This window comes from Streptomyces sp. NPDC090119, from assembly GCF_044747085.1.
In the GTDB taxonomy this organism is placed as follows: Bacteria; Actinomycetota; Actinomycetes; order Streptomycetales; family Streptomycetaceae; genus Streptomyces.
The window spans coordinates 146852-166449 of record NZ_JBIVDK010000008.1 but is presented as its reverse complement, the minus strand read 5'-3'; the positions used below and the strand labels follow the sequence as shown (position 1 = coordinate 166449).

The following is a 19598-nucleotide window of genomic DNA, read 5'->3' as shown; positions in this document are numbered from 1 at the left end:
ACCGGGACCGTCGACGGCACGGGGCCTCCATGCCCGGACCGCTTCCGGGGACCAGGCCCTTCGCGCGTCCGCAAGGAAGGCGAAGGTGGCCCGTGGGACATGCCGACACCCTGCTCGCCATGGGCGGCGCCTTCCTGGCCGCCGCCTTCCTCGCCCGGCTGGGCGCCCGCTTCGGGGTGCCGACGATCCCGCTGTTCATGCTGGCCGGTCTGCTGCTCGGCCCGCACACCCCCGGTCTGGTGCTGGTGTCGGACCCGCACGACTTCGAGATGCTGTCCGCGCTCGGGCTGGTGCTGCTGCTGTTCTATCTGGGGCTGGAGTTCAAGCTGGACGACCTCCGGCGCGGCGGCAGACGGCTGCTGACGGCGGGCGGCATCTATCTGCTGCTCAACGTGGGCGCGGGCCTGGGTTTCGGGTTCGCCCTGGACTGGGGTGCGCGGGAGGCGCTGGTGCTCGCCGGTGTCCTCGGTATCTCCTCCTCCGCGATCGTCACCAAGATCCTCATCGACCTGGGCCGGATCAGCCGCCCGGAGACCCGGCTGATCCTCGGGGTGATCGTGGTGGAGGACCTGTTCCTCGCGCTGTATCTCGCCGCGCTCCAGCCGGTGATCGGGGGTGCGGAGGGGGCCGGGGAGACGGTGTTGCAGGCGGCGAAGGCGTTCGGCTTCCTGCTGGTGCTGGCCGCCGCGGCCCGGTGGGGCACCCGGCTGGTGGGGCGGCTGATCCAGGTCCGCGACAACGAGCTGCTGGTGATCAGCTTCCTGGGCGCGGCCGTGCTGGTGGCCGGGGTGTCGGAGCTGCTGGGGGTGGCGGACGCGATCGGCGCGTTCATGGTGGGGCTGATCCTGGCGGGGACGTCGTCCGGGCCGCGTATCCGGCAGCTGGTGCATCCGCTGCGGGACGCGTTCGCGGCGATCTTCTTCTTCGCCTTCGGGCTGGCGCTGGACCCGGCCCGACTGGCGTCGGTGGCGGGTCCGGTGGCCGCGGCGGCGGCGCTGACCATCGTGATGAACGTGCTCGCCGGTCTGCTGGTGGCCCGTTCCTACGGGTACGGGCCGGAGCCCGCCGCCGACATCGCCACCACGCTGGTGGCGCGCGGGGAGTTCGCCCTGATCCTGGGCGCGATGGCGGCGAGCGCGGGGCTGGACGGGCGACTGTCCTCGTTCATCGCGGGGTACGTCCTGGTGCTGGCGATCCTCGGGCCGGTCATCGCCAAGCGGGCGGATCTGCTGGCGCGTGCGATGCGGGCGGTGCGTCCGGCTCCGCCGTCCCCGGCGCCGTCCGAGGAGGAGGCGCCGGTTCCCGCGGAGCGGTAGGTCGAGGCGCCGGTTCTCGCGGAGCGGTTGGTCAGGGTTCGATCAGGCCCACCCGGATGGCGTACCGGGCGAGTTCCAGGCGGTCCTTCAGGCCGAGTTTCTGCAGCAGGTTGGCGCGGTGGCGTTCGACCGTCTTGGGGCTGATGACCAGGAGGTCGGCGATCTGCTGGGTGGTGTGGCCCTCGGCGACCAGTTTGAGGATCTCCTCCTCGCGGCCGGTGATGACCCGGGAGGGCAGCGCGCGGCCGTCGCGGACCCGGTCGAGGTAGTCGCGGATGAGGGCGTTGACGGCGCCGGGGTAGAGGAAGGGCTCGCCGCGCAGGGTGGCGCGGCAGGCTTCGACGAGATCGCGGTCGGCGACGGACTTCAGGACGTAGCCGGAGGCTCCGGCGGCCAGGGCCTCGAAGAAGAACTGTTCGTTGTCGTACATCGTCAGGATGAGGACGCGGGTCTCGGGCTGGGTGCGGGACAGTTCGCGGGCGGCCTGGAGTCCGGTGAGACGGGGCATGGCGATATCGAGGACGGCCAGGTCGGGGCGGTGGTCGCGGGCCAGGGTCAGCGCCTCGGCGCCGTCGTCGGCCTCGGCGACCACGGTGAGGTCGGGTTCGCCCTCGAGGATGAGCCGGACGCCGCGCCGGACGAGGGCGTGGTCGTCGGCGAGGAGGATGCGGGCGGGGGCCGGGTCGGTCATGGTCGGCGGCTCCGGACGGGAACGGTGAGGCGGATCTCGGTGCCGCCCTCGGGGCGGGGGCGCACGGTGAGGTGGGCACCGATGAGCAGGGCGCGTTCGCGCATGCCCCGCAGACCGGAGCCCTCGGGGGCGCCGTCGATGCCCCGGCCGTCGTCGGCGACCCGGAGTTCGACACCGGCCGGGGTGCGGGTGAGGGCGAGTTCGGCGTGCCGGGCGTGGGCGTGGCGGGCGATGTTGGTGAGTCCTTCCTGCGCGACGCGGTAGAGGACGAGTTCCGTCTCGTGTCCGAGCGGGGGCAGGTCGGTGCCGAGCCGGTGGCGGACGGTGAGGCCAGGGCCGGAGAACTCGGTGGTGAGGGCCTTGAGGGCGCTGAGCAGGCCGAGTTCGTCGAGGACGCCGGGGCGCAGGCGGCGGGCGATGCGGCGTACCTCGTCGAGTCCGGCGCGGGTGGTCTCCTGCACCTGGTGGAGTTCCTCGCGCAGCCTGGGCGGGGCCTGGCCCGCGACACGGCCCAGTTCGAGGAGGACGGCGGTGAGGGTCTGGCCGACCTCGTCGTGGAGTTCCTGGGCGACGCGGTGGCGTTCGGCTTCCTGGGCGGAGAGGGCGCGGGCGCTGCTGGTGGCCCGTTCCTGCTCCAGCCGGTCGAGCATGGCGTTGAAGACGGTGATCAGCTCGGCGATCTCGCCGTGTCCGCCGACCGGTGGGCGTACGCCGGGCCGCAGCAGGTCGGCGGTGGTCATGGCGCGGCTGAGCCGGTGCAGCGGGGCGAGGTTGACGCGGAGCAGCACGGCGTTGGCGACGAGCATCGCGGCGAGGCCCGCGGTGAGGATGGCGGCCTCGGTGAGCAGGACCGGGGTGGAGACGGTGACGGGGCCGAGCAGCAGGGCGGCGGCCGCGACCAGGACGACGGCGTTGAGCAGGAAGATCCGCCAGAACAGGGGCACCGCGCCTCACCTCCTGGCCGCCGGGCCGCGGTCGGGCCCGTCAGCTACAGCCTGTGCGGGGAGCGGGCGGGGCGCCATCCGTGGGGGCACCCCCTAGGGGCTGGGGGCCGCGGAAATGGGGGTCGTACCCGATGGTGGGGCGGGTGGTGCGGCCGGGATGCTGGAGGCGAACCGGAGGGAGGCGCCCTATGCACACATACGACGAGGAGACCCTGGCCGGGGTGCGGGGGCGCTTCGCCCGGAGCGGCCCGTACGACGGGCCGCGCCACGGACCCGCACCCCCGCCGCGCGCCCGGTCCCGCCCCTTCCGTGTGCGGTGCTGGTGGCTGCTGGCGCTCGGCGGGGTGCTGCTGGCGGCGGGGATCGTGCTGCCGCACGGGCTGCTGATCGCGACGGGGCTGGTGCTCAGCGGGATCGCGGCCCAGCTGCTGGACCCGGCCCGCGGCCGCCCCCGCTCAGTCGGCAGGCGGGGACGGTTCGGCAGGGTTGCGGTTCAACTCCGCCGTGAACTGCGCCCCGGTGAGCAGCGCGAGGTTGGTCAGCCAGAGCCAGATCAGGAACACGACCGAGCCCGCGAGCGACCCGTAGAGCCTGCTGTAGCCGCCGAGCGCCGAGGTGTAGAACGCGAAGCCGCCCGACACCATGATCCACAGCGCGGCGGCGAGCACTCCGCCGGGCAGGCTGTGGCTGCGTCGGCGGGCCTGTACGGGACCGGTGCGGAAGACGATCACGATCAGGACGACGGCGAGCCCGAGCAGCAGCGGCCAGCGCAGCAGGCGCCACACCCAGGCCACCGTGGCGTCAAGGCCGAAGAAGCGTCCGGCGGCCTCGGCTACGGGCCCGGTGAGCAGCAGGACCAGGGCGCTGACGACGAGCAGGCCGAGCAGGGCCAGCGCGGTCAGCACGATGCGGTGGGCCTTGCGCAGGGGCGAGCGGTGGTCCTCGACGCGGTGCATGCGGTGCAGGGAGCGGCGGAAGACGGCCAGATAGCTGGAGGCGGACCAGATGGCGCTGCCCGACCCGGCGACCAGCAGCGGCCAGATCGCGGCGTCGGGGCGCAGCATGCGGCCCAGTACGTCGTGGAGTTCGCCGCCGGACTCGGCGGGGGCGTAGGCGGTGACCTGGGTGATGAACCGTTCCGCCGTACCGGGGCTGATCAGCGCGAAGGCGATGACAGTGACCAGGAGGGCGGGCAGCACCGTCAGGATGGCGTAGTAGGTGAGGGCGGCGGCGTCGTCGGATACGTCGTCGCGCCACATGGAGAGGGGTGTGCGGCGCAGCGCCGCGCCCCAGTCTCCGGGACGGGGCGGGGGCGGGCGGGTGGCGGCGGGGGCGTGTGGTTCAGCGGACATGCGGTACCTGGTGGGGGCGGGCGCTGAGGCGCACCCGGCCGTCGACGGGACAGGGGGCGGCGGCCGTCTCGGCCCGGCCGAGGAGCCGGGTGACGCCGGGCAGCACGGCGTCGGGGGTGGTGTCGGGCTGGAGCCAGAGGTGCAGCCGTACGGTGATCCGGCCGCGTCCGGCGAGGACGCGGGCGCGGCAGCGGGCGACGCCGTCGAGGGCGGCCGCGTCGCGGGCGACGGCCTCCTCCAGTGCGCGGGCGCGCACGGTGGAGCCGGGTGCGGGCAGGGTGATCAGCGGGCGTCCGCCGCCGTGGAACTGGCGGGCGCACCAGAGGGCGGCGAGCGCGGTGGCGGCGACGGACGCGGCCATGACGGTGGGCGTCCACCAGCCCTGGGTGCGGGCGTCGAGGAGGCGGGCGGGGCTCAGGAAGGTGACGTCGTCGGAGGGCCCGGGCCACCAGGCGGGCAGGTGGGTGCCGAGGGTCGGGTCGGCGGAGGCCAGCCAGGCTCCGGCGGCGAGCAGGGCCAGTCCGGTGACGGCGAGGACGCAGCGGTTGAGGGCGGTGCGCATCAGTTGCCTCCCGCGGGCGCCACGACCCCCAGCGGCGCCGGTGCCGGTTCGGCCGGGGGCGGGGTCCACACCGGCAGGGGGCGTACGGCGACCCGCAGCCGCAGAGGGCGGCGCAGGCCGCACTCGGCGAGGGCGCGGCGCGCGGCTTCGGTGATCTGCTCGCGGGCGGCGGCGCGGTCCCCGAAGGCCAGTGCGGCGCGCACGGTGGCGCGGCGGCGCCGGACCCGTACGGCGACCGTGTCGACGCCCTCGGTCCCGGCGGCCGTGTCCCGGAGCAGGGCGGCGACGGCCGTACGGTCCACGGCGACCCGGGTGGCCGGTGCCGGGGAGTGGGCGGTGAGCAGGCCGCGCCGACCGGGGGTGACGGCGAGGACGATGAGCCAGACGCCGAGCAGGACGCAGCCGACGGCGGCGGCGGTGACCGGGGGTTCGCCGGGGCCGTGCACGTACAGCCAGTGCAGGGCGCCGGTGCGCCAGGCGGCGGCCGGGCGGTGCCCGGTGTGCACGAGGATCAGGTCGGTGGCGAGGGCGCCGCAGGTCAGCGTGGCGAGCAGGGTGAGCACGCCGAGGGGCAGCCTGCGCTGCGCCCACCAGCGGCGCGGGACCCGGCCGCCGGGGGCCACCTCCCGTTCCGGCGTGTCCTCCTGTCCCGTCATCCGGTCCGGGGTGAGCGTGGTGACGCCGACGCGGGCCGTGCGCACGTCCAGGCCGGTCAGCTCGGCGGTGCGGGCGGTCACATGGTCCTGGACGCGGCGGACCGTGGGCGTGAGCGGCGCGGGGTAGGGCAGGGCCACGTCGACCGCGACCTCGGCCCGGCCACCGCGCACGGCGGCCGAGGAGCCGGTCGCCCGCGCGGCGCGGCCGGGCAGCGCCTCGGTGACGGCGCGGCCCGCGATCCGGCGGACGGCACGGTCGGAGACCGTGGTGGTGCCGCGCCGCTCGGGGGCGGTCATCGGCGGCCCCGCTCGAAGGCGTGCCGCAGGTCCTCGGCGCGCCCGCCCCGGTCGAACCAGTACCCGACCGCGTAGCCCACCGCGCCGAGCGCGGCCACGAGCAGGAACGCGCCGAAGCCGCCGAACCAGCCCGCGAACGCCAGCGCGATACCGGCGATCAGCCCTACCAGCGCTCTGTCCATCTCTCCGTCCCCTTCTTCGATCCCTGCTTCGCCACGCCCGGTGTCAGGCCACGCGGGACGTGGTCTCCGGGGTGCCGTCCTCGTCGTCGGGCAGGTGGACGTCGTTGATGGCGACGTTGACCTCGACGACCTCCAGGCCGGTGATCCGCTCGACGGCGTCGATGACGTTCTCCCGGACGTCGCGGGCGAGGTCGGCGATCGGGACGCCGTACTCCACGACCAGGTCGAGGTCGATGGCGGTCTGCCGCTCCCCCACCTCGACCTTGACGCCGCGGCCGACGTTGGAGCGGCCGCCGGGGACGCGGTCGCGGACGGCGCCGATGGTGCGGGACAGGCCGCCGCCCATGGCGTGCACGCCGGGGATCTCGCGTGCGGCCACCCCGGCGACCTTGACGACGACGACATCGGCGATGGAGGTCCGGCCGCGCGTGGCGGCGGGCTCGTCGGCTCCGGTGGCGCCGCCCGCGAGGGCCGTCGAGGACGGCTGCGGCTTCGTGGTGGTTCCCGCCGGGGCGATGCCGGTGGCGGGCGCGCTCTGGACGCTCATGACCAGGTCCTCTCGATGGGCCGTACTGCTGGTGTCGTTCCGTTGGACCCGGCCGGTCCACGACTGTGACGCGGATTCCCGGATTTTCTCCGCTGATGCCTCTCTTCCCCTCGCTGACGCGCCCCGCAACCTGCATCCACCTGGGTTTTCGTGCCTGAAGTAGCCGATGAGGGGCACGGCGGACAGGGGGCGCGGCGAACAAGGCGTCACAGAGCCGCCTTCGAGGTGTCGAAGAGGCAGGACGACGGAGAGGAGCCGCCCGGTGTCGGGGGCCCGTAGACAGATCGCGTATCCGGGACCGGAACGCGCGCCCGACCACACCCCGGCACGGGAGGCGACGGCGGCACGCCCGGACGACGACCTGCTGACGGTGCGTGCGGCCGAGGGCGACGAGGAGGCGTTCGCCGTGCTGGTCCGCGAGCACGCCCCGGCGCTGGTCGGCCTCGCCACCCGGCTGCTGGGCGACCGCGCGGAGGCGGAGGACGCGGTGCAGGACGCCTTCATCAGCGCCTGGCGCAGGCTGCTGGAGTTCCAGCGGCGCTCCTCCTTCGGCACCTGGCTCTACCGCATCGTCACCAACCGCTGTCTGAACGTCCTCCGGGCGCGCAGGCCGGTGACGTCGCTGGAGGCTGCCGGGGAGTTCGCGGCGCCGGACCACGACTCCCCCGAGCGGATCACCGAGGCGCGGGACGCCGTGCGCGGGATGCGCCGGGCGCTGGACGAGCTCTCGGCGGAGCAGCGGGCCTGCTGGGTGCTGCGCGAACTGGACGGACGTTCCTACGAGTTCATCGCGGAGACGGTCGGCATCAGCCAGGAGGCGGTGCGCGCCCGCGTCTTCCGCGCACGACGCTGTCTGACACGAGCACTGGGGGCCTGGCGATGACCACGCACACCGACCCGCCCGACCGGTACACCGGGCCCGACGGCGACGACGAGCGGCTCGCCTGCGGGCGGCTGCTGTCCGGCGTCTGGGACGGCTGGGAGCAGGCCGATCCCGACCCGCACCGCGCGACCTGCCCGCACTGCAAGGACGCGGTCCGCGAGTTGACGCTGCTGGAGTCGACCGTTCGTGAGCTGCGCGAGGAGACCGCCCCGGCGGAGACCGGCTACGACCCCTCGGCGCTGACCCGGCGTGTGATGGACGTGGTCCGGATGGAGCTGCGGCCGGGCCGTCCGGTGCCGCTCGGGGACGACGACGAGGACCTGTGGGTGATGGAGGCGGTCGCCGCGCGCACCCTGCGGGCCGCCGCCGAGACGGTCACCGGGGTCCGCGCGGGTTCGTGCCGGATCACCCCGCCGGACGCCTCCGGGCGGGGTGAGGTGACGGTGCGCCTGGAGGTGCACGCCCCGCTGGGCGTGCCGCTGGAGGAGGTGGCCGAGGAGGTACGACGGCGGGTGGCCGAGGCGGCGCGGCTGCGGCTGGGGCTGCGGCCCGCGTCGGTGGACGTCCGGATCGTCGACCTCGTGGACGCTCCGGCCGGATTCGAGGAAGGGCCGAGCGATGACTGACCGCGCGCTGCGCACTACGCTCACCGGAGAGATCGCCGCGGCCGTGGAGGCCGTGCCGGGGGTGGCGTTCCTGCGGCCGGGCCTGGGCGGGCGGCTGCGCTCGGCGCTGCCCCGCGGCGCGAGCGCGGCAGGCGGCGGCCGGGCGGTGCCCGCCGGGGTGCGGCTGACCGGGCCGGACGGGGCCGGGCCGTGGCGGGTGGAGATCCATGTCGTGGCGCGCGGGCACGTCCGCACGCTCGACGTGGCCCGTGACGTCGTACGGTCCGTCGAGGGGCGGCTGGCGGGGCTGCTGCCCGGTGAGCAACCGCCGAAGGTCACCGTGACCGTCACCGGGCTGGTCTGAGCCCGGCACCCGTCGTCGTTATTGGTCCGGGTGACCAATCCGCGGCCTTCCTGGCCTCGGATTACGTGGGGACGACTGCCGCGCGAACACGCGGGAGCCCCGTCCCGGCGCAACGTTGGAGAGGACAGTTGTGAAGGAAGCCGTCTACATCGGCAGGAACCCGGCAGCGGAACCGGACTTGCAGCAGTTGCTGCACGAGGTGGCCCTGGGAGACCAGGAGGCGTTCGCCTCGGTCTACGACACGGTCGCCGGTCCGGTGCTCGGGGTCGTCCGGGCGGTGCTGCGCGATCTGGCCCAGTCGGAGGAGGTGGCCCAGGACGTGCTGGTGGAGGTCTGGCGCACCGCTCCGCGCTACCGGCCCGACCGGGGCACCGCGATCAACTGGATCCTGACGCTGGCGCACCGGCGCGCGGTGGACCGGGTCCGCTCGGTGGAGGCGGCCGCCGCCCGTGACACCAAGGCGGCGCTGCTGGACCGTACGCCGGAGTACGACGAGGTGACCGAGCAGGTGGAGTCCCGGCTGGAGCAGGAGCAGGTGCGGCGCTGTCTGCGTACGCTGACCGATCTCCAGCGCCAGTCGGTGACGCTCGCCTATTACCGGGGGCTGACCTACCGGGAAGTCGCGGAGGCGCTCGCGCTGCCGCTCGGCACCGTCAAGACACGACTGCGCGACGGCCTCATCCGGCTGCGCGACTGCCTGGGGGTGACCGCGTGACCATGACCGATCCGCACACGCTGACGGGTGCCTACGCGCTGCACGCGCTGCCCGACGACGAGCGTGCCGATTTCGAGCGGCATCTGTCCGGCTGCCCGTCCTGCACCCGTGAGGTGGAGGAGTTCGAGGCGGCCGCTGCCCGGCTGGCGCTGGCGGCGACCGTGCCGGTGCGTCCGGCGATGCGGGAGGAGGTGCTGCACCGCGTCGGCTCCGTGCGCCAGCTCACGCCCGCGACGACCCCGGTGGAGCGGGTGCGCCGGAGCAAGACCCTGGGCGCGGCCGGGACCCGCTGGGCGCTGGCTGCGTGTGTGGCGGCGGCCGCCGCCTTCGGCGGTACGGCGGTGTGGCAGTACGACCGCGCGCAGGACGCCCAGCAGCAGGCGGCGCGGGCGGAGCGGCAGTCGTCCGAGCTGGCCGGGGTGCTGGCGGCGCCGGACGCCAAGTCCCGCACGGTGAAGGTGGCGGGCGGTACCGGCACCGTGGTGGTGTCCGCCGAGCAGGACCGGGCGGTGTTCGTGTCGTCGAAGATGCCCGAGCCGCCGAAGGGCAAGGTGTACCAGCTCTGGTTCGACGACGGCGGCACGATGCGGAACGCCGGCCTGATGGACCCGGCACGCGCCAGCCAGTCGGTGCTGATGCGGGGCGCGGTGGACGGGGCGTCGGGCGTCGGGGTCACCGTGGAACCGGCGGGCGGCTCGGCCAGGCCGACGACCGCGCCGGTGACGGTGCTGAGCATGCCGTCGTAGGCGGCGTGACATGAGAGGAGGGGAGCCCCGGTGATCCGGGGCTCCCCTCCTTCGTGATCCGGTGTCAGCCGCGCGGGGGCAGCGGGAAGAAGCCGCTGGTGCGGGAGGCGTACTCCGCCCAGCCGGGGCGGCCGGACATGCGGCGCTCCAGCAGGCGCTTGCCGCTGCCGTTGATCAGCAGATAGCTCATCACCAGCGGCGCGACGAAGGAGACCACGGCGGGGGCGGCGCCGCCGTCGCAGGCGATGAGGAACAGGCCCCACCAGACGCAGAAGTCACCGAAGTAGTTGGGGTGCCGGGTGTAGCGCCACAGGCCCTGGTCCATGATGCGGCCCTGGTTGGCGGGGTCGGCCTTGAAGCGGGCCTTCTGGGCGTCGCCGACGGCCTCGAAGAAGATGCCGACCGCCCATAGGGCCGTCCCCAGCCAGGCGAGCCAGGAGACGGGGCCGGTGGCGTACTGGGCGGCCTGCACGGGCAGGGAGACCAGCCAGACCAGGGCGCCCTGGAGCAGGTAGACCATGCGGAAGGCGTACAGGTTCCGGTTGCCGGACGCCTTGCCGAGCATGTCCTCGTAGCGCGGGTCCTCGCCGTGGCCGCGGCCGCGCCGTCCGATGTGGACGGCGAGCCTGAGGCCCCAGACGACGGTGAGGGCGGTGACGAGGGCCCGGCGGGCGAGGTCTCCCTCGCCCGCCGACGCGCCGAAGGTGGCCAGGGCGACCACCGCGAAGGCGGCGCCCCAGGCGATGTCCACGATCCGGTGCATGCCCTTGCGGACGGCGATGGCGAAGGTGATCACCATGACGCCGAGCGCGGTGAGCGCCGCCCAGCCGAGGTTCGCCGCGAAGGCGCCCCAGTGGAAGCCGCTCACCGCTCCCCCAGGTTCCGGTACCAGTCGGCCGCCTCGGACAGGTCGAGCCCGCTGGCGCCCGCGCGGTCCCGGCGCACGGAGAGGATCTGGTCCACGCCCATCCGCCCCTCCTCGAAGGCGAGCGCCCCGCCGACCAGGTAGAGCCGCCACACGCGGGCGGTCTCGGCGCCGACCAGGGCGACGAACTCGTCCCAGCGGCTCTCCAGGGTCCGGTGCCAGGCGGCGACGGTGCGCACGTAGTGCTCGCGCATCGATTCCGTCGAGCGCACCTCCAGACCGGCCGCCTCCAGGAGGTTGACCGTGTCACCGAGGGGGCGCATGTGCATGTCGGGCGCGATGTACGCCTCGATGAACGCGCCGCCGCCCGGCGCGTTGGCGCCCCGGGACATCTGCTGCACCAGCACCCGGCCCTCGGGACGGACCATCCGGTGCAGGGCGGCCGCGAAGGCGGGGTACTCGGCGTCGCCGACGTGCTCGCCCATCTCGATGGTGGCGACCGCGTCGTAGGCCGAGCCGGTGATGTCGCGGTAGTCCTGGCAGACCACCTCCACCCGCTGCTCCAGCCCGCGCTTCTTGACCTGCTCGCGGACGTACGCGGCCTGTTCGCGGGCCAGGGTGACGGCGGTGACCTGGGCCTTGTGCTGCTCGGCGGCATAGAGGGTCAGCGAGCCCCAGCCGCAGCCGATGTCGAGCAGGCGGGCGCCCTCGGTGAGGCCGAGCTTGCGGCAGATCAGCTCCAGCTTGGCGCGCTGGGCGTCCACGGGGTCGCCGTCCTCACCGGCCTCGGCCGTCCAGTAGCCGCAGGAGTAGGCCATGGTGTCGTCGAGGAGGAGCCGGTAGAAGTCGTTGGACAGGTCGTAGTGGTGGCTGATGGCGGCGCGGTCGCGGGCCTTGGTGTGCCGGTCGCCGCGCAGCCGGGCCTGGGAGGCGGGCACGGGCGGGCGGGGGCCGATCGCGCCGAGCCGTACGGCCTCCCCGACCGCGCGGGCCCGGTCGGCCAGGGTGAGGCGCGGGGTGTGGGCGCCGCGTTCGCGACCGGCGGCCCAGACGGTGCGCAGTCCCTCGGCGAGGTCGCCCTCGACGTCGATCTCGCCGGTGATGTACGCCTGGGCGAGGCCGAGTTCACCGGGCTGCCAGAGCAGGCGGCGCAGGGCGCGGCGGGAGCGCAGTACGACGACGGGGGTGCCGGACGGGCCGGTCTCGCTGCCGTCCCAGGCGCGCAGCCGGATGGGCAGCGGGGTGCCGAGGGCGTCCTCCACGAGCGCGGCGATCCGGTGGGCGGCGCCGCTGCGGGCGGGGGTGCCGAGGAGGCTCAGCGGGCTCATCGGGTGGGCTCCTTGGTGAACAGGTACTGCTGGACGTCGAGGTAGCCGGAGCGGAATCCGGCCTCGGAGTAGGCGAGGTAGAAGGTCCACAGGCGGCGGAAGACATGGTCGAAGCCGAGGTCGTCGACCTCCTCGGCGCGCTCGGTGAACCGTTCCCGCCACAGGCGCAGGGTCTCGGCGTAGTGCGCGCCGAACGCGTCACGGCGGGTGATGCTGAGCCCGGTGTGCTCCCGCACGGTCTGGTCGACGGCCTCCACGGAGGGCAGCAGGCCGCCGGGGAAGATGTACTTCTGGATCCAGGTGTGGGTGTCGCGGGAGGCGAGCATCCGGTCGTGCGGCATGGTGATGGCCTGGAGGGCCACCCGGCCGCCGGGGGCGAGGCGCGCATCGAGGGTGCGGAAGTAGACGGGCCAGAACTCGGCGCCGACGGCCTCGATCATCTCCACGCTGACGATGGCGTCGTAGGTGCCCTCGGCCTCGCGGTAGTCGCACAGTTCGATGGCGACCCGGTCGGCGAGGCCCGCCTCGCGCACCCGCTGCCGGGCGAGGTCGCGCTGTTCGCGGGAGAGGGTCAGCGAGGTGACGTGGGCGCCGCGGGCGGCGGCGCGCAGGGCGAGTTCGCCCCAGCCGGTGCCGATCTCCAGCAGCCGGGTGCCCTCGCCGACCTCGGCGAGGTCGAGCAGCCGGTCGATCTTGCGGTGCTGGGCGGCGGGGAGCAGCGCCCACTCGGCGGGGAAGCCGCGGAAGACGGCGGAGGAGTAGGTGAGGGTGTCGTCCAGGAACAGGGCGAACAGGTCGTTGGACAGGTCGTAGTGGCGGCTGATGTTGTCGCGGGCACCGGTCGCGGTGTTGCGCTGGGCGGCGGGCTGCCGGAGCGCCCACAGGCGGCGCAGGCGCTGCAGCGGGGCCGGGACGAGTTCGGCGGCGTGGGAGGCGAGCACGGTGAGCGCGCCGACCAGGTCGGGGGCGTCCCACTCCCCCGCCATGTACGACTCGCCGAAGCCGATCAGGCCCGTGGTGCCGATGCGGGCGTGGAAGGCGTCCGGGTCCCGCACCTCTATGAGCGGTCCGCCCTGGCCCAGGATGGTGCCGTCGGGGAACCGTACCCAGAGCGGCAGCCGTCCGAGGGCGTGCCGGACGACGGCGGCGGCGACGCTACGTACCGGCCGGGACGCCTTCGGCACGGCGGCCACGTCGGGCCAGCGGCCGGCGTCCACCGGGGCCGGGACCGCGGCTGCCTCGGTCCTGGTCGTGGGGCGGGGGTGGGCTGTGGTCATGTGGCGTTCTCCGGGTCGTGGCGGACCTGGCGCGGTTGCACCGGCAGGCCCCGTAGGAACAGGCGGATGCCGTGGAAGCGGATGGCGGCGGACACCGCGAGGGTGGACCACGGATGGCGCAGGGCCAGACGCAGCAGCGCGCCCGGGGTTGCCGGGCGGCGGGTTCCGTGGACGGTCGCGGTGAAGGGCGGGCTGCCGGGTCTGTCCAGGCGCAGGGAGAGCTGGAGGCGGTCGCCGGGCAGCGGGAGCCGCATGTGGTAGCGGCCGTCCACCGGATAGAAGGGCGAGACGTAGAACTCCTTGTCCACGTCGGCCTTTCCGGCCGCGTCGGTGTGCAGCAGATAGGCGTGGCGGCCGCCGTAGGTGTTGTGGACCTCGGCGACCACACAGCGGGGGCTGCCGTCGCGGTCGTGGCACCAGTACAGGGTGAGGGGGTTGAAGACATGGCCGAGGACGCGCGCGTGGGTGAGCATCATGACGCGGCCCCCGTCGAGGTCGATGCCGTGCTCGGCGAGGAAGCCGTCGAGCGCGGCCCGGATCGAGGGGGCACGGCCGGTGAAGTGGTCGCGGGCCCGGAACCGGGCCAACGGGCGGAGCAGCAGGGGTAGTTCAGGTATGTGATCGGTGTCGATGAGCCACATGTAGGTGCGGTGGCGCAGCGCGTGGTGGATGGGGGCGCGGCGAGTGTGCCGGACCACGCACGGATAGAGGGCGGGCGTGCTCACCAGGTCACCCCCAGGGCGTTCGCGGCCGCGACCCCGCTGCGGCAGCCGTCCTCGTGGAACCCCCAGCCGTGATAGGCGCCGGCGAACGCGGTGACGGAGGTGGCGAGTTCGGGCAGCCGCTGCTGTGCGGCGACGGACTCCGGGGTATAGACGGGGTGTTCGTAGTTCATCCGGGCGAGGACGCGTGCGGGGTCGACGCGGTCCTCGCCGCCGAGGGTGACGAGGTAGCGCGGGGAGGCGTCGAGACGCTGGAGCCTGTTCATGTCGTAGGTGACGCGTACCCGGTCCGCGCCCGCCGAACAGTTCGGCATCAGGTAGTTCCAGGAGGCGCGGGCCCCGGGGGCCTCGGGCAGCAGGGCGGTGTCGGTGTGCAGCAGGGTGGCGTTGCGGGAGTAGCGGAAGGCGCCCAGGACCTCCTTCTCGTCGGCGGTCGCGTCTTCGAGGAGCCGGAGCGCCTGGTCGGGGTGGACGGCGATGACGACATGGTCGTAGGACTCGGTGGAGCCGTCGTGCGTGGTGATGTCGACGCCGTCGGCGTGGCGCAGGATGCCGCGGACGGGGGCGCTGGTGCGGACCTCCTGGATCTCCGCCGCGACCTTGTCGACGTAGCTGCGTGAGCCGCCGGTCACGGTGCGCCACACGGGTGAGCCGGTGACGGAGAGCATGCCGTGGTGGTCGAGGAACCGGAAGAGGTAGGCGGCCGGGTAGTGCTGCGCGGTCTCCGCGTCGCAGGACCAGACGCAGGAGACCAGCGGGGTCATGAAGTGGGCCCGGAAGTACGGGGAGAAGCCGCACCGGTCCAGGAACTGGCCCAGGGTGAGCGTGGAGTGGCCTCCGTGCTCCAGCAGGGTGCGGGCGGCCCGGTGGAAGGCGGGCACCTCGGCGAGCATGCGCAGGTAGGCCGGGCGCAGGACGTTGCGGGGCTGGGCGAGCAGGCCGCGGGCGCCGCGCGCACCGGCGTACTCGAGGCCGCAGCCCTCGCACCGCACCGACATGCTCATCTCCGACTCCTGCGTGGCGACGCCGAGTTCACGGAAGAGGCGGAGCAGGTTCGGGTAGGTGCGCCGGTTGTGCACGATGAAACCAGAGTCGACCCGGTCGATGCGGCCGTCCGGGGCTATGAGGTCGTGCGTGTGGGCGTGGCCGCCGAGGCGGTCGTCCGCCTCGTACAGGGTGACGTGGTGGGCCCTGCGCAGCACGTGGGCGGCGGTGAGTCCGGCGACTCCGCTGCCCACGACGGCGGTTCGGCGCATCGTGCGTTCCCTTCCGGGGAGTTGGGGTTCTGGGTGGGGAAAGGGCTGCGCGCCCGCCCGCTCCGGGGACGCTGGAGCGGGCGGGCGCTGCCGGGTGGGGTCAGCTCTTGGGCATCAGGACGGTGTCGATGATGTAGACGTTGGCGTTGGCGGTCTTGACGTTGCCGCAGACGACCTTGGCGCTGTCGTTGACGGTGTACGACTCGCCGGAGCCGGAGGTCATCAGCTTCGACTTCTCGAGGGTGTCGAAGGAGCCGTTCTCCAGGTCCTTGGGCGCGAGCTTCTGGCCGACGACGTGGTAGGTCAGGATCTTCGTCAGCTGGGCCTTGTCGTTGAGGACCTTGTCCAGGGTGGCCTTCGGGATCTTGTTGAAGGCGTCGTTGGTCGGCGCGAACACGGTGATGTTCTGGGCGTTGTTCAGGGTGTCGACCAGACCGGCCTTCTTGACCGCCGTGACCAGGGTGGACAGCGCCGGGTTGTTGGAGGCGGCGGTGGCGACCGGGTCCTTGGCCATGCCGTCGAAGGAACCGGCACCGTCCTTCGGCACCGAGGAACAGGCCGGGCCGAAGGGCTGGTCCGTGGAGCCGCTGCTCATGCTCTGGCTCGCCATGGGCGAGGAGGCGGCGGCGGAGGCCGAGGAGCCGGAGTTGTCCTTGGCGTCACTGGAGGAGCAGGCGCTCAGCGCGAGCGGCAGCACGGCGGCGGCAGCGAGAGTGACGGCGGTACGGCGGGCGCGGGGGGTGGTCATCATTTCTCTGTCATCTCCTGAGGGTGACGCGTGGCGAGTGCCGCGCTGGGGGGTGTCGCGGGAACGAGTGATCCGGGGTGGAGGGGAGGTCTCCGGCGCGGGGCGGCCCGTACGGCCAGGATGCCGGTGGAGTCGGGGCGGCTCGTGGCAGTCGGCGCCCCGACTCCACCGAAGAGTGGGCCCCCGGCGGCCCCTACCGCCGGGTCCCGGTCCGCCGGCGCGGCAGAGCCCGCGAGCGGCTCGCGCGGCGCGCGCAGTGCGAAGCGCGCCGGGGCGGCCGGCGATCGGTGGTCCCACTCTTCATCCCTCACGTGGGGAATCCGGATCTGCTGCGGAAGCGGATTGGTCACTCCCCCGATCAGGTGAAATAAAGATCGAAACCAATCCTCCGGCCCTCCGGCCTCGGATATATGACTCTCCGGGCTCAGCCGGGGAGGCCTCTGTACGGCTCCTCGGGCTCAGCCGGGGAGACCACCGGTCCGGCACCACGAGAGGCGCCCTCCGGCCGCCGCGCTTACGATCCCCACGTGGCAGACATTCCCGACAGCCTCATCGCCCTGGAACGGTCCGCCGAGGTGGAACGCGCCAAGCTGGCCGGTCTCACCGGGAGCGAGTACGACGCCCAGCGGCGCCGCTGGCGCACGGCTTATGACGCCGTGTGCGCGGCCATCGCCGAGCGGTCGGACCGGACCGGTGAGGACCGCTGCGCGCTGGAGCGGGAGGTCCAGGAGGCGGTGCGGCACGCCCACGAGGACCCCGCCGTGGAGTAGCGGCCCCGCCGGGCCGCCGCGGAGCACTCCGGCATGCGGCGTCCGCGGTCCTGGGCCACCCTCGGGACATGGCCCCGGACATGCCCGTCGTGATCTACCCGCCCGCCCCGGACGGGGGCAGGCGGGTGCGGGTCGGGGACCGGTTCGTCGGCCTGGCCTACACGGTGCTGGACGTCGTGGAGTTCCTGCGCCGGGCCGCGCCGGAGGGCCTGGCGTCGGTGGAGGAGGCGGACGTCGTGAGCGCGGGTTGGGTCGAGTGGCGGGGCGCGGGTCCACGGGAGTGGCCTCGCTGAACACGGCATCCGGCCCCGGCGGCGAACTGCCGTACCGGCCGCCGGGGATGCTCGGGCGCAGGCAGCCCGGTCCAGATGAGAGCGCGAGGCGGTGGACCCCCGGGTCACCGGCCCGTCAGGTCCGAACGCTACGAGGAGCGAGTGTCATGCCCAAGCAGATCGAGCACGTCATCCGAGACATCGAGGACCGCACCGCGCTCGACGCCCTCGCCGGTCCGGCGGCCAAGCTGGTGAACAGGGTGACCCAGCCGACCGCCGTCAAGAACGCGCTCTCCGGTACCTGGCTGGGCCACGCGCTGCACCCGGTGCTCACCGATGTGCCCATCGGCGCCTGGGGCATGGCCACGCTGCTGGACCTGACGGCGGGCGAACGCGGCGCCCTGGCGGCCCGCAGGCTCGTCGGGTTCGGCGTGCTCGCCGTGGTGCCGACGGCCGCGACCGGCGCCTCCGACTGGGCCGACACCATCGGGGGCACCCAGCGGCTCGGCCTGGTCCACGGCATGCTCAACAGCGCGGCGACCGTCCTGCAGTCCGCGTCCTGGGTGGTCCGGCTGACCGGGCGCCGCCGCGCCGGCGCCGTACTGAGCGGGGTGGGCCTCGGCCTGACCTGCGCATCCGCCTACCTGGGCGGGCATCTCTCGTACGTGAACGGCATCGGCGTCAACCACACGGCGTTCGAGGAGCCGACGGGCAAGTGGACGGACGTGGCGGCGCTGACCGCGCTGGAGGAGAACAAGCCGCTGCGGGTCGACGCGGGCGGGGTGCCGGTGGTGCTGGTGCGGCACGGCGGGAAGGTGGACGCCCTCTCGGCCACCTGCACGCACGCCGGTGGCCCGCTGGACGAGGGCGAGGTCGACGCGGACGGCTGCATCCGCTGCCCCTGGCACGGCAGCGCGTTCCGCCTGTCGGACGGCGAGGTCACGCGGGGCCCGGCGACGGTCGCCCAGCCCGACTGGGACGTCAAGATCTCCCAGGACCGGGTGCTGGTGCGGGCCGCGAACGCCTGAACCGGCCCTGTGGACGGGTCGGGTGAGGCGGCGCCGGGATGACCAACCGCATCCGCACGGTGGGGCACTCCACGCGTGACTTCGACGAGCTGGTGACGATGCTGCGGAACAACGGCATCACCCATCTGGTGGATGTGCGCTCGTTCCCGTCGTCGCGGAAGTACCCGCAGTGGAACCGGTCGGCCATCGAGGAGGCGCTGCCGCCCGACATCGCGTACCGCTGGATACCGCAGCTGGGCGGGCGGCGGCACACGCCCAAGGACGTCCCGACCCCCAACGGCGCCTGGCGGGTCAAGGCGTTCCGGGACTACGCCGACCACATGGCCACGGACGAGTTCCAGGAGGGGCTGGACGAACTCCTGGAACTGGCCGAGCACGGCAGCCCCGCCATCATGTGCAGCGAGGCGGTGCCCTGGCGCTGCCATCGCAGGCTCATCACGGACGCCCTGCTGGTGGCGGGCGCGGACGTGGACCACATCATGTCGGAGACGAGCACGAGACCGGCCTCGCTGAACGAACACGCGCACGTCGAGGACGGACATCTCACCTACCCGCCGCCGCCCGGCGGGGAAGAACCATGAGCCGGGTCCGGCGTGGCCTGGACCGCGCCTGGGAGTGGCTCGCCCTGCACGTCCTGATCCGGCGCGGCCGCGAGCTGGAACTGCTGCACCGGGCCATGGGGTTCGCCACGCTCGCCCTGGTGACGCTGGCCCCGCTGCTGATCGTGGTCGCCGCCGCCGACCCGCTGGTGCGCGGCGGTTTCCCGTCCTGGCTGTCGGACGGCATGGGGCTGTCGGGGCGCTCCGCCAAACTGCTCAACGAGGTGTTCAGCCCGCCGCGCGAGGTCATCGGCACCACCAGCGCGTGGAGCATCCTGATGCTCGCCGTGTTCGGGGTGTCCTTCGGCGGCAGCGTGCAGAACGCGTTCGAGCGCATCTGGGGGCTGCCCGCCGGGCGCTGGCACCGGGTGTGGCGGCAGGCGACCTGGCTGGTGGTGCTGATGGCGTACCTGTACCAGGAGGTGCAGACGGGGACCACGATGCGGGGGTTCTCGCGGATCTTCCTGACCACGGTGACCACGCTGTTCTTCTTCTGGTGGGGGCCGTGGTTCCTGCTGGGCGGCCAGGTCCGCTGGCGGGATCTGCTGCCGGGCGCGGTCGCCAGCGTCGTGGGGCTGGCCGGGCTGCGCGCCTTCTCCACGCTGGTGTTCACCCCGCTGATCGTGACCAACGCGCTGAGCTACGGGGCGGTCGGCACCGTGCTGGTGGTGTCGTCCTGGCTGATCGGCGTCGGGTTCGTGGTGTACGGGGGCGCGCTGCTGGGCCGCTGGTTCACCGAGCACCACTGGACGCCCTCGCACGACGACGAGGAGCGGTGACCGGGCCGTGCGGTGGGCGAGTGCGGGCGGCGGGGGCAGCATGGAGGGGTACCGGTCCCGAGCCGTCGGGTGATGCCCGTGCCGGTGGGTGGAG

At 73.7% G+C, this 19598-nt stretch carries 24 protein-coding genes; 11 read left to right on the top strand and 13 right to left on the bottom strand.

The window, feature by feature from the left end:
- The first annotated feature begins 92 nt into the window (after positions 1–92).
- Complete coding sequence (locus ACIPPM_RS29860) at positions 93–1316, top strand: cation:proton antiporter (protein WP_401453385.1); 1224 nt, start codon at positions 93–95, stop codon at positions 1314–1316.
- A 31-nt stretch (positions 1317–1347) separates the two neighbouring features.
- Here the strand turns inward: ACIPPM_RS29860 and ACIPPM_RS29855 are convergent, their stop codons facing one another.
- From ACIPPM_RS29855 to ACIPPM_RS29825, 7 genes are all read right to left on the bottom strand, one after another.
- A complete protein-coding gene (locus ACIPPM_RS29855; protein WP_401453383.1) occupies positions 1348–2007 on the bottom strand; it encodes a response regulator in 660 nt (219 codons plus the stop codon).
- Entirely contained in the window at positions 2004–2951 is a 948-nt protein-coding gene (locus ACIPPM_RS29850; RefSeq protein ID WP_401453381.1) for a histidine kinase, read from the bottom strand. The genes ACIPPM_RS29855 and ACIPPM_RS29850 overlap by 4 nt, the downstream gene beginning before the upstream one ends.
- Before the next feature lie 455 nt (positions 2952–3406).
- Positions 3407–4303: a YihY/virulence factor BrkB family protein gene (locus ACIPPM_RS29845; protein WP_401453379.1), complete on the bottom strand. Its 897-nt coding sequence runs from the start codon at positions 4301–4303 to the stop codon at positions 3407–3409.
- Positions 4293–4865 (bottom strand): hypothetical protein, encoded by a 573-nt coding sequence (locus tag ACIPPM_RS29840; protein WP_401453377.1) that lies wholly within the window; start codon positions 4863–4865, stop codon positions 4293–4295. The genes ACIPPM_RS29845 and ACIPPM_RS29840 overlap by 11 nt, the downstream gene beginning before the upstream one ends.
- On the bottom strand, positions 4865–5818 hold the full coding sequence (locus ACIPPM_RS29835) for a DUF6286 domain-containing Asp23/Gls24 family envelope stress response protein (RefSeq protein ID WP_401453375.1): 954 nt from the start codon (positions 5816–5818) through the stop codon (positions 4865–4867). The genes ACIPPM_RS29840 and ACIPPM_RS29835 overlap by 1 nt, the downstream gene beginning before the upstream one ends.
- Positions 5815–6000: a hypothetical protein gene (locus ACIPPM_RS29830; RefSeq protein ID WP_161149876.1), complete on the bottom strand. Its 186-nt coding sequence runs from the start codon at positions 5998–6000 to the stop codon at positions 5815–5817. The genes ACIPPM_RS29835 and ACIPPM_RS29830 overlap by 4 nt, the downstream gene beginning before the upstream one ends.
- Before the next feature lie 43 nt (positions 6001–6043).
- Positions 6044–6547 (bottom strand): Asp23/Gls24 family envelope stress response protein, encoded by a 504-nt coding sequence (locus tag ACIPPM_RS29825; RefSeq protein ID WP_401453373.1) that lies wholly within the window; start codon positions 6545–6547, stop codon positions 6044–6046.
- A gap of 361 nt (positions 6548–6908) precedes the next feature.
- On the opposite strand from ACIPPM_RS29825, the gene ACIPPM_RS29820 reads away from it, so the two are divergent.
- The 5 genes from ACIPPM_RS29820 to ACIPPM_RS29800 all read left to right on the top strand — a co-directional run bounded on the left by ACIPPM_RS29820 (position 6909) and on the right by ACIPPM_RS29800 (position 9860).
- A complete protein-coding gene (locus ACIPPM_RS29820) occupies positions 6909–7430 on the top strand; it encodes an RNA polymerase sigma factor (protein ID WP_401453477.1) in 522 nt (173 codons plus the stop codon).
- Positions 7427–8056, top strand: coding sequence for an Asp23/Gls24 family envelope stress response protein (locus ACIPPM_RS29815; RefSeq protein WP_401453371.1), 630 nt, complete (start codon positions 7427–7429; stop codon positions 8054–8056). The genes ACIPPM_RS29820 and ACIPPM_RS29815 overlap by 4 nt, the downstream gene beginning before the upstream one ends.
- Positions 8049–8399, top strand: a complete 351-nt coding sequence (locus ACIPPM_RS29810; RefSeq protein WP_401453369.1) for a hypothetical protein — start codon at positions 8049–8051, stop codon at positions 8397–8399. Before ACIPPM_RS29815 ends, ACIPPM_RS29810 begins: the two co-directional genes overlap by 8 nt.
- 130 nt (positions 8400–8529) lie before the next feature.
- The gene (locus ACIPPM_RS29805) at positions 8530–9114 is read left to right on the top strand and encodes a sigma-70 family RNA polymerase sigma factor (protein ID WP_086694527.1); all 585 of its coding nucleotides are present in this window, start codon (positions 8530–8532) and stop codon (positions 9112–9114) included.
- Entirely contained in the window at positions 9111–9860 is a 750-nt protein-coding gene (locus ACIPPM_RS29800) for an anti-sigma factor domain-containing protein (protein ID WP_401453367.1), read from the top strand. The genes ACIPPM_RS29805 and ACIPPM_RS29800 overlap by 4 nt, the downstream gene beginning before the upstream one ends.
- A gap of 64 nt (positions 9861–9924) precedes the next feature.
- Here ACIPPM_RS29800 and ACIPPM_RS29795 read toward each other — a convergent pair whose 3' ends face one another.
- From ACIPPM_RS29795 to ACIPPM_RS29770, 6 genes are all read right to left on the bottom strand, one after another.
- Positions 9925–10728, bottom strand: a complete 804-nt coding sequence (locus ACIPPM_RS29795) for a DUF1295 domain-containing protein (RefSeq protein ID WP_401453365.1) — start codon at positions 10726–10728, stop codon at positions 9925–9927.
- The gene (locus tag ACIPPM_RS29790; protein WP_401453363.1) at positions 10725–12053 is read right to left on the bottom strand and encodes a class I SAM-dependent methyltransferase; all 1329 of its coding nucleotides are present in this window, start codon (positions 12051–12053) and stop codon (positions 10725–10727) included. Before ACIPPM_RS29790 ends, ACIPPM_RS29795 begins: the two co-directional genes overlap by 4 nt.
- Positions 12050–13330, bottom strand: a complete 1281-nt coding sequence (locus ACIPPM_RS29785; RefSeq protein ID WP_401453361.1) for a class I SAM-dependent methyltransferase — start codon at positions 13328–13330, stop codon at positions 12050–12052. Before ACIPPM_RS29785 ends, ACIPPM_RS29790 begins: the two co-directional genes overlap by 4 nt.
- Positions 13327–14058: a DUF1365 domain-containing protein gene (locus tag ACIPPM_RS29780; protein WP_401453475.1), complete on the bottom strand. Its 732-nt coding sequence runs from the start codon at positions 14056–14058 to the stop codon at positions 13327–13329. Before ACIPPM_RS29780 ends, ACIPPM_RS29785 begins: the two co-directional genes overlap by 4 nt.
- Complete coding sequence (locus ACIPPM_RS29775; RefSeq protein WP_401453359.1) at positions 14052–15308, bottom strand: NAD(P)/FAD-dependent oxidoreductase; 1257 nt, start codon at positions 15306–15308, stop codon at positions 14052–14054. The genes ACIPPM_RS29780 and ACIPPM_RS29775 overlap by 7 nt, the downstream gene beginning before the upstream one ends.
- Positions 15309–15408: 100 nt before the next feature.
- Complete coding sequence (locus ACIPPM_RS29770) at positions 15409–16059, bottom strand: fasciclin domain-containing protein (protein WP_401453357.1); 651 nt, start codon at positions 16057–16059, stop codon at positions 15409–15411.
- 524 nt (positions 16060–16583) lie between these two features.
- Between ACIPPM_RS29770 and ACIPPM_RS29765 the strand changes: the two genes are divergently transcribed.
- The 5 genes from ACIPPM_RS29765 to ACIPPM_RS29745 all read left to right on the top strand — a co-directional run bounded on the left by ACIPPM_RS29765 (position 16584) and on the right by ACIPPM_RS29745 (position 19504).
- Positions 16584–16826, top strand: a complete 243-nt coding sequence (locus ACIPPM_RS29765; protein ID WP_388999861.1) for a hypothetical protein — start codon at positions 16584–16586, stop codon at positions 16824–16826.
- Between the two features lie 68 nt (positions 16827–16894).
- Positions 16895–17119 carry a hypothetical protein gene (locus ACIPPM_RS29760; protein ID WP_401453355.1) on the top strand — a complete coding sequence of 75 codons (225 nt, stop codon included), beginning with the start codon at positions 16895–16897 and terminating at the stop codon, positions 17117–17119.
- A gap of 146 nt (positions 17120–17265) precedes the next feature.
- Entirely contained in the window at positions 17266–18126 is an 861-nt protein-coding gene (locus tag ACIPPM_RS29755; RefSeq protein ID WP_401453353.1) for a Rieske 2Fe-2S domain-containing protein, read from the top strand.
- A 38-nt stretch (positions 18127–18164) separates the two neighbouring features.
- Positions 18165–18707, top strand: a complete 543-nt coding sequence (locus ACIPPM_RS29750) for a DUF488 family protein (protein WP_401453351.1) — start codon at positions 18165–18167, stop codon at positions 18705–18707.
- Complete coding sequence (locus tag ACIPPM_RS29745) at positions 18704–19504, top strand: ribonuclease BN (protein ID WP_401453349.1); 801 nt, start codon at positions 18704–18706, stop codon at positions 19502–19504. Before ACIPPM_RS29750 ends, ACIPPM_RS29745 begins: the two co-directional genes overlap by 4 nt.
- Positions 19505–19598: the final 94 nt, after the last annotated feature.

What these genes read in the sequence shown, in the direction of transcription:
- ACIPPM_RS29855 (WP_401453383.1), bottom strand. Translation starts at nt 2,007, where the DNA reads ATGACCGACCCGGCCCCCGCCCGCATCCTCCTCGCCGACGACCACGCC.
- ACIPPM_RS29845 (WP_401453379.1), bottom strand. Translation starts at nt 4,303, where the DNA reads ATGTCCGCTGAACCACACGCCCCCGCCGCCACCCGCCCGCCCCCGCCC.
- ACIPPM_RS29840 (WP_401453377.1), bottom strand. Translation starts at nt 4,865, where the DNA reads ATGCGCACCGCCCTCAACCGCTGCGTCCTCGCCGTCACCGGACTGGCC.
- ACIPPM_RS29835 (WP_401453375.1), bottom strand. Translation starts at nt 5,818, where the DNA reads ATGACCGCCCCCGAGCGGCGCGGCACCACCACGGTCTCCGACCGTGCC.
- ACIPPM_RS29830 (WP_161149876.1), bottom strand. Translation starts at nt 6,000, where the DNA reads ATGGACAGAGCGCTGGTAGGGCTGATCGCCGGTATCGCGCTGGCGTTC.
- ACIPPM_RS29825 (WP_401453373.1), bottom strand. Translation starts at nt 6,547, where the DNA reads ATGAGCGTCCAGAGCGCGCCCGCCACCGGCATCGCCCCGGCGGGAACC.
- ACIPPM_RS29815 (WP_401453371.1), top strand. Translation starts at nt 7,427, where the DNA reads ATGACCACGCACACCGACCCGCCCGACCGGTACACCGGGCCCGACGGC.
- ACIPPM_RS29810 (WP_401453369.1), top strand. Translation starts at nt 8,049, where the DNA reads ATGACTGACCGCGCGCTGCGCACTACGCTCACCGGAGAGATCGCCGCG.
- ACIPPM_RS29790 (WP_401453363.1), bottom strand. Translation starts at nt 12,053, where the DNA reads ATGAGCCCGCTGAGCCTCCTCGGCACCCCCGCCCGCAGCGGCGCCGCC.
- ACIPPM_RS29785 (WP_401453361.1), bottom strand. Translation starts at nt 13,330, where the DNA reads ATGACCACAGCCCACCCCCGCCCCACGACCAGGACCGAGGCAGCCGCG.
- ACIPPM_RS29775 (WP_401453359.1), bottom strand. Translation starts at nt 15,308, where the DNA reads ATGCGCCGAACCGCCGTCGTGGGCAGCGGAGTCGCCGGACTCACCGCC.
- ACIPPM_RS29770 (WP_401453357.1), bottom strand. Translation starts at nt 16,059, where the DNA reads ATGATGACCACCCCCCGCGCCCGCCGTACCGCCGTCACTCTCGCTGCC.
- ACIPPM_RS29760 (WP_401453355.1), top strand. Translation starts at nt 16,895, where the DNA reads ATGGCCCCGGACATGCCCGTCGTGATCTACCCGCCCGCCCCGGACGGG.
- ACIPPM_RS29755 (WP_401453353.1), top strand. Translation starts at nt 17,266, where the DNA reads ATGCCCAAGCAGATCGAGCACGTCATCCGAGACATCGAGGACCGCACC.
- ACIPPM_RS29750 (WP_401453351.1), top strand. Translation starts at nt 18,165, where the DNA reads ATGACCAACCGCATCCGCACGGTGGGGCACTCCACGCGTGACTTCGAC.
- ACIPPM_RS29745 (WP_401453349.1), top strand. Translation starts at nt 18,704, where the DNA reads ATGAGCCGGGTCCGGCGTGGCCTGGACCGCGCCTGGGAGTGGCTCGCC.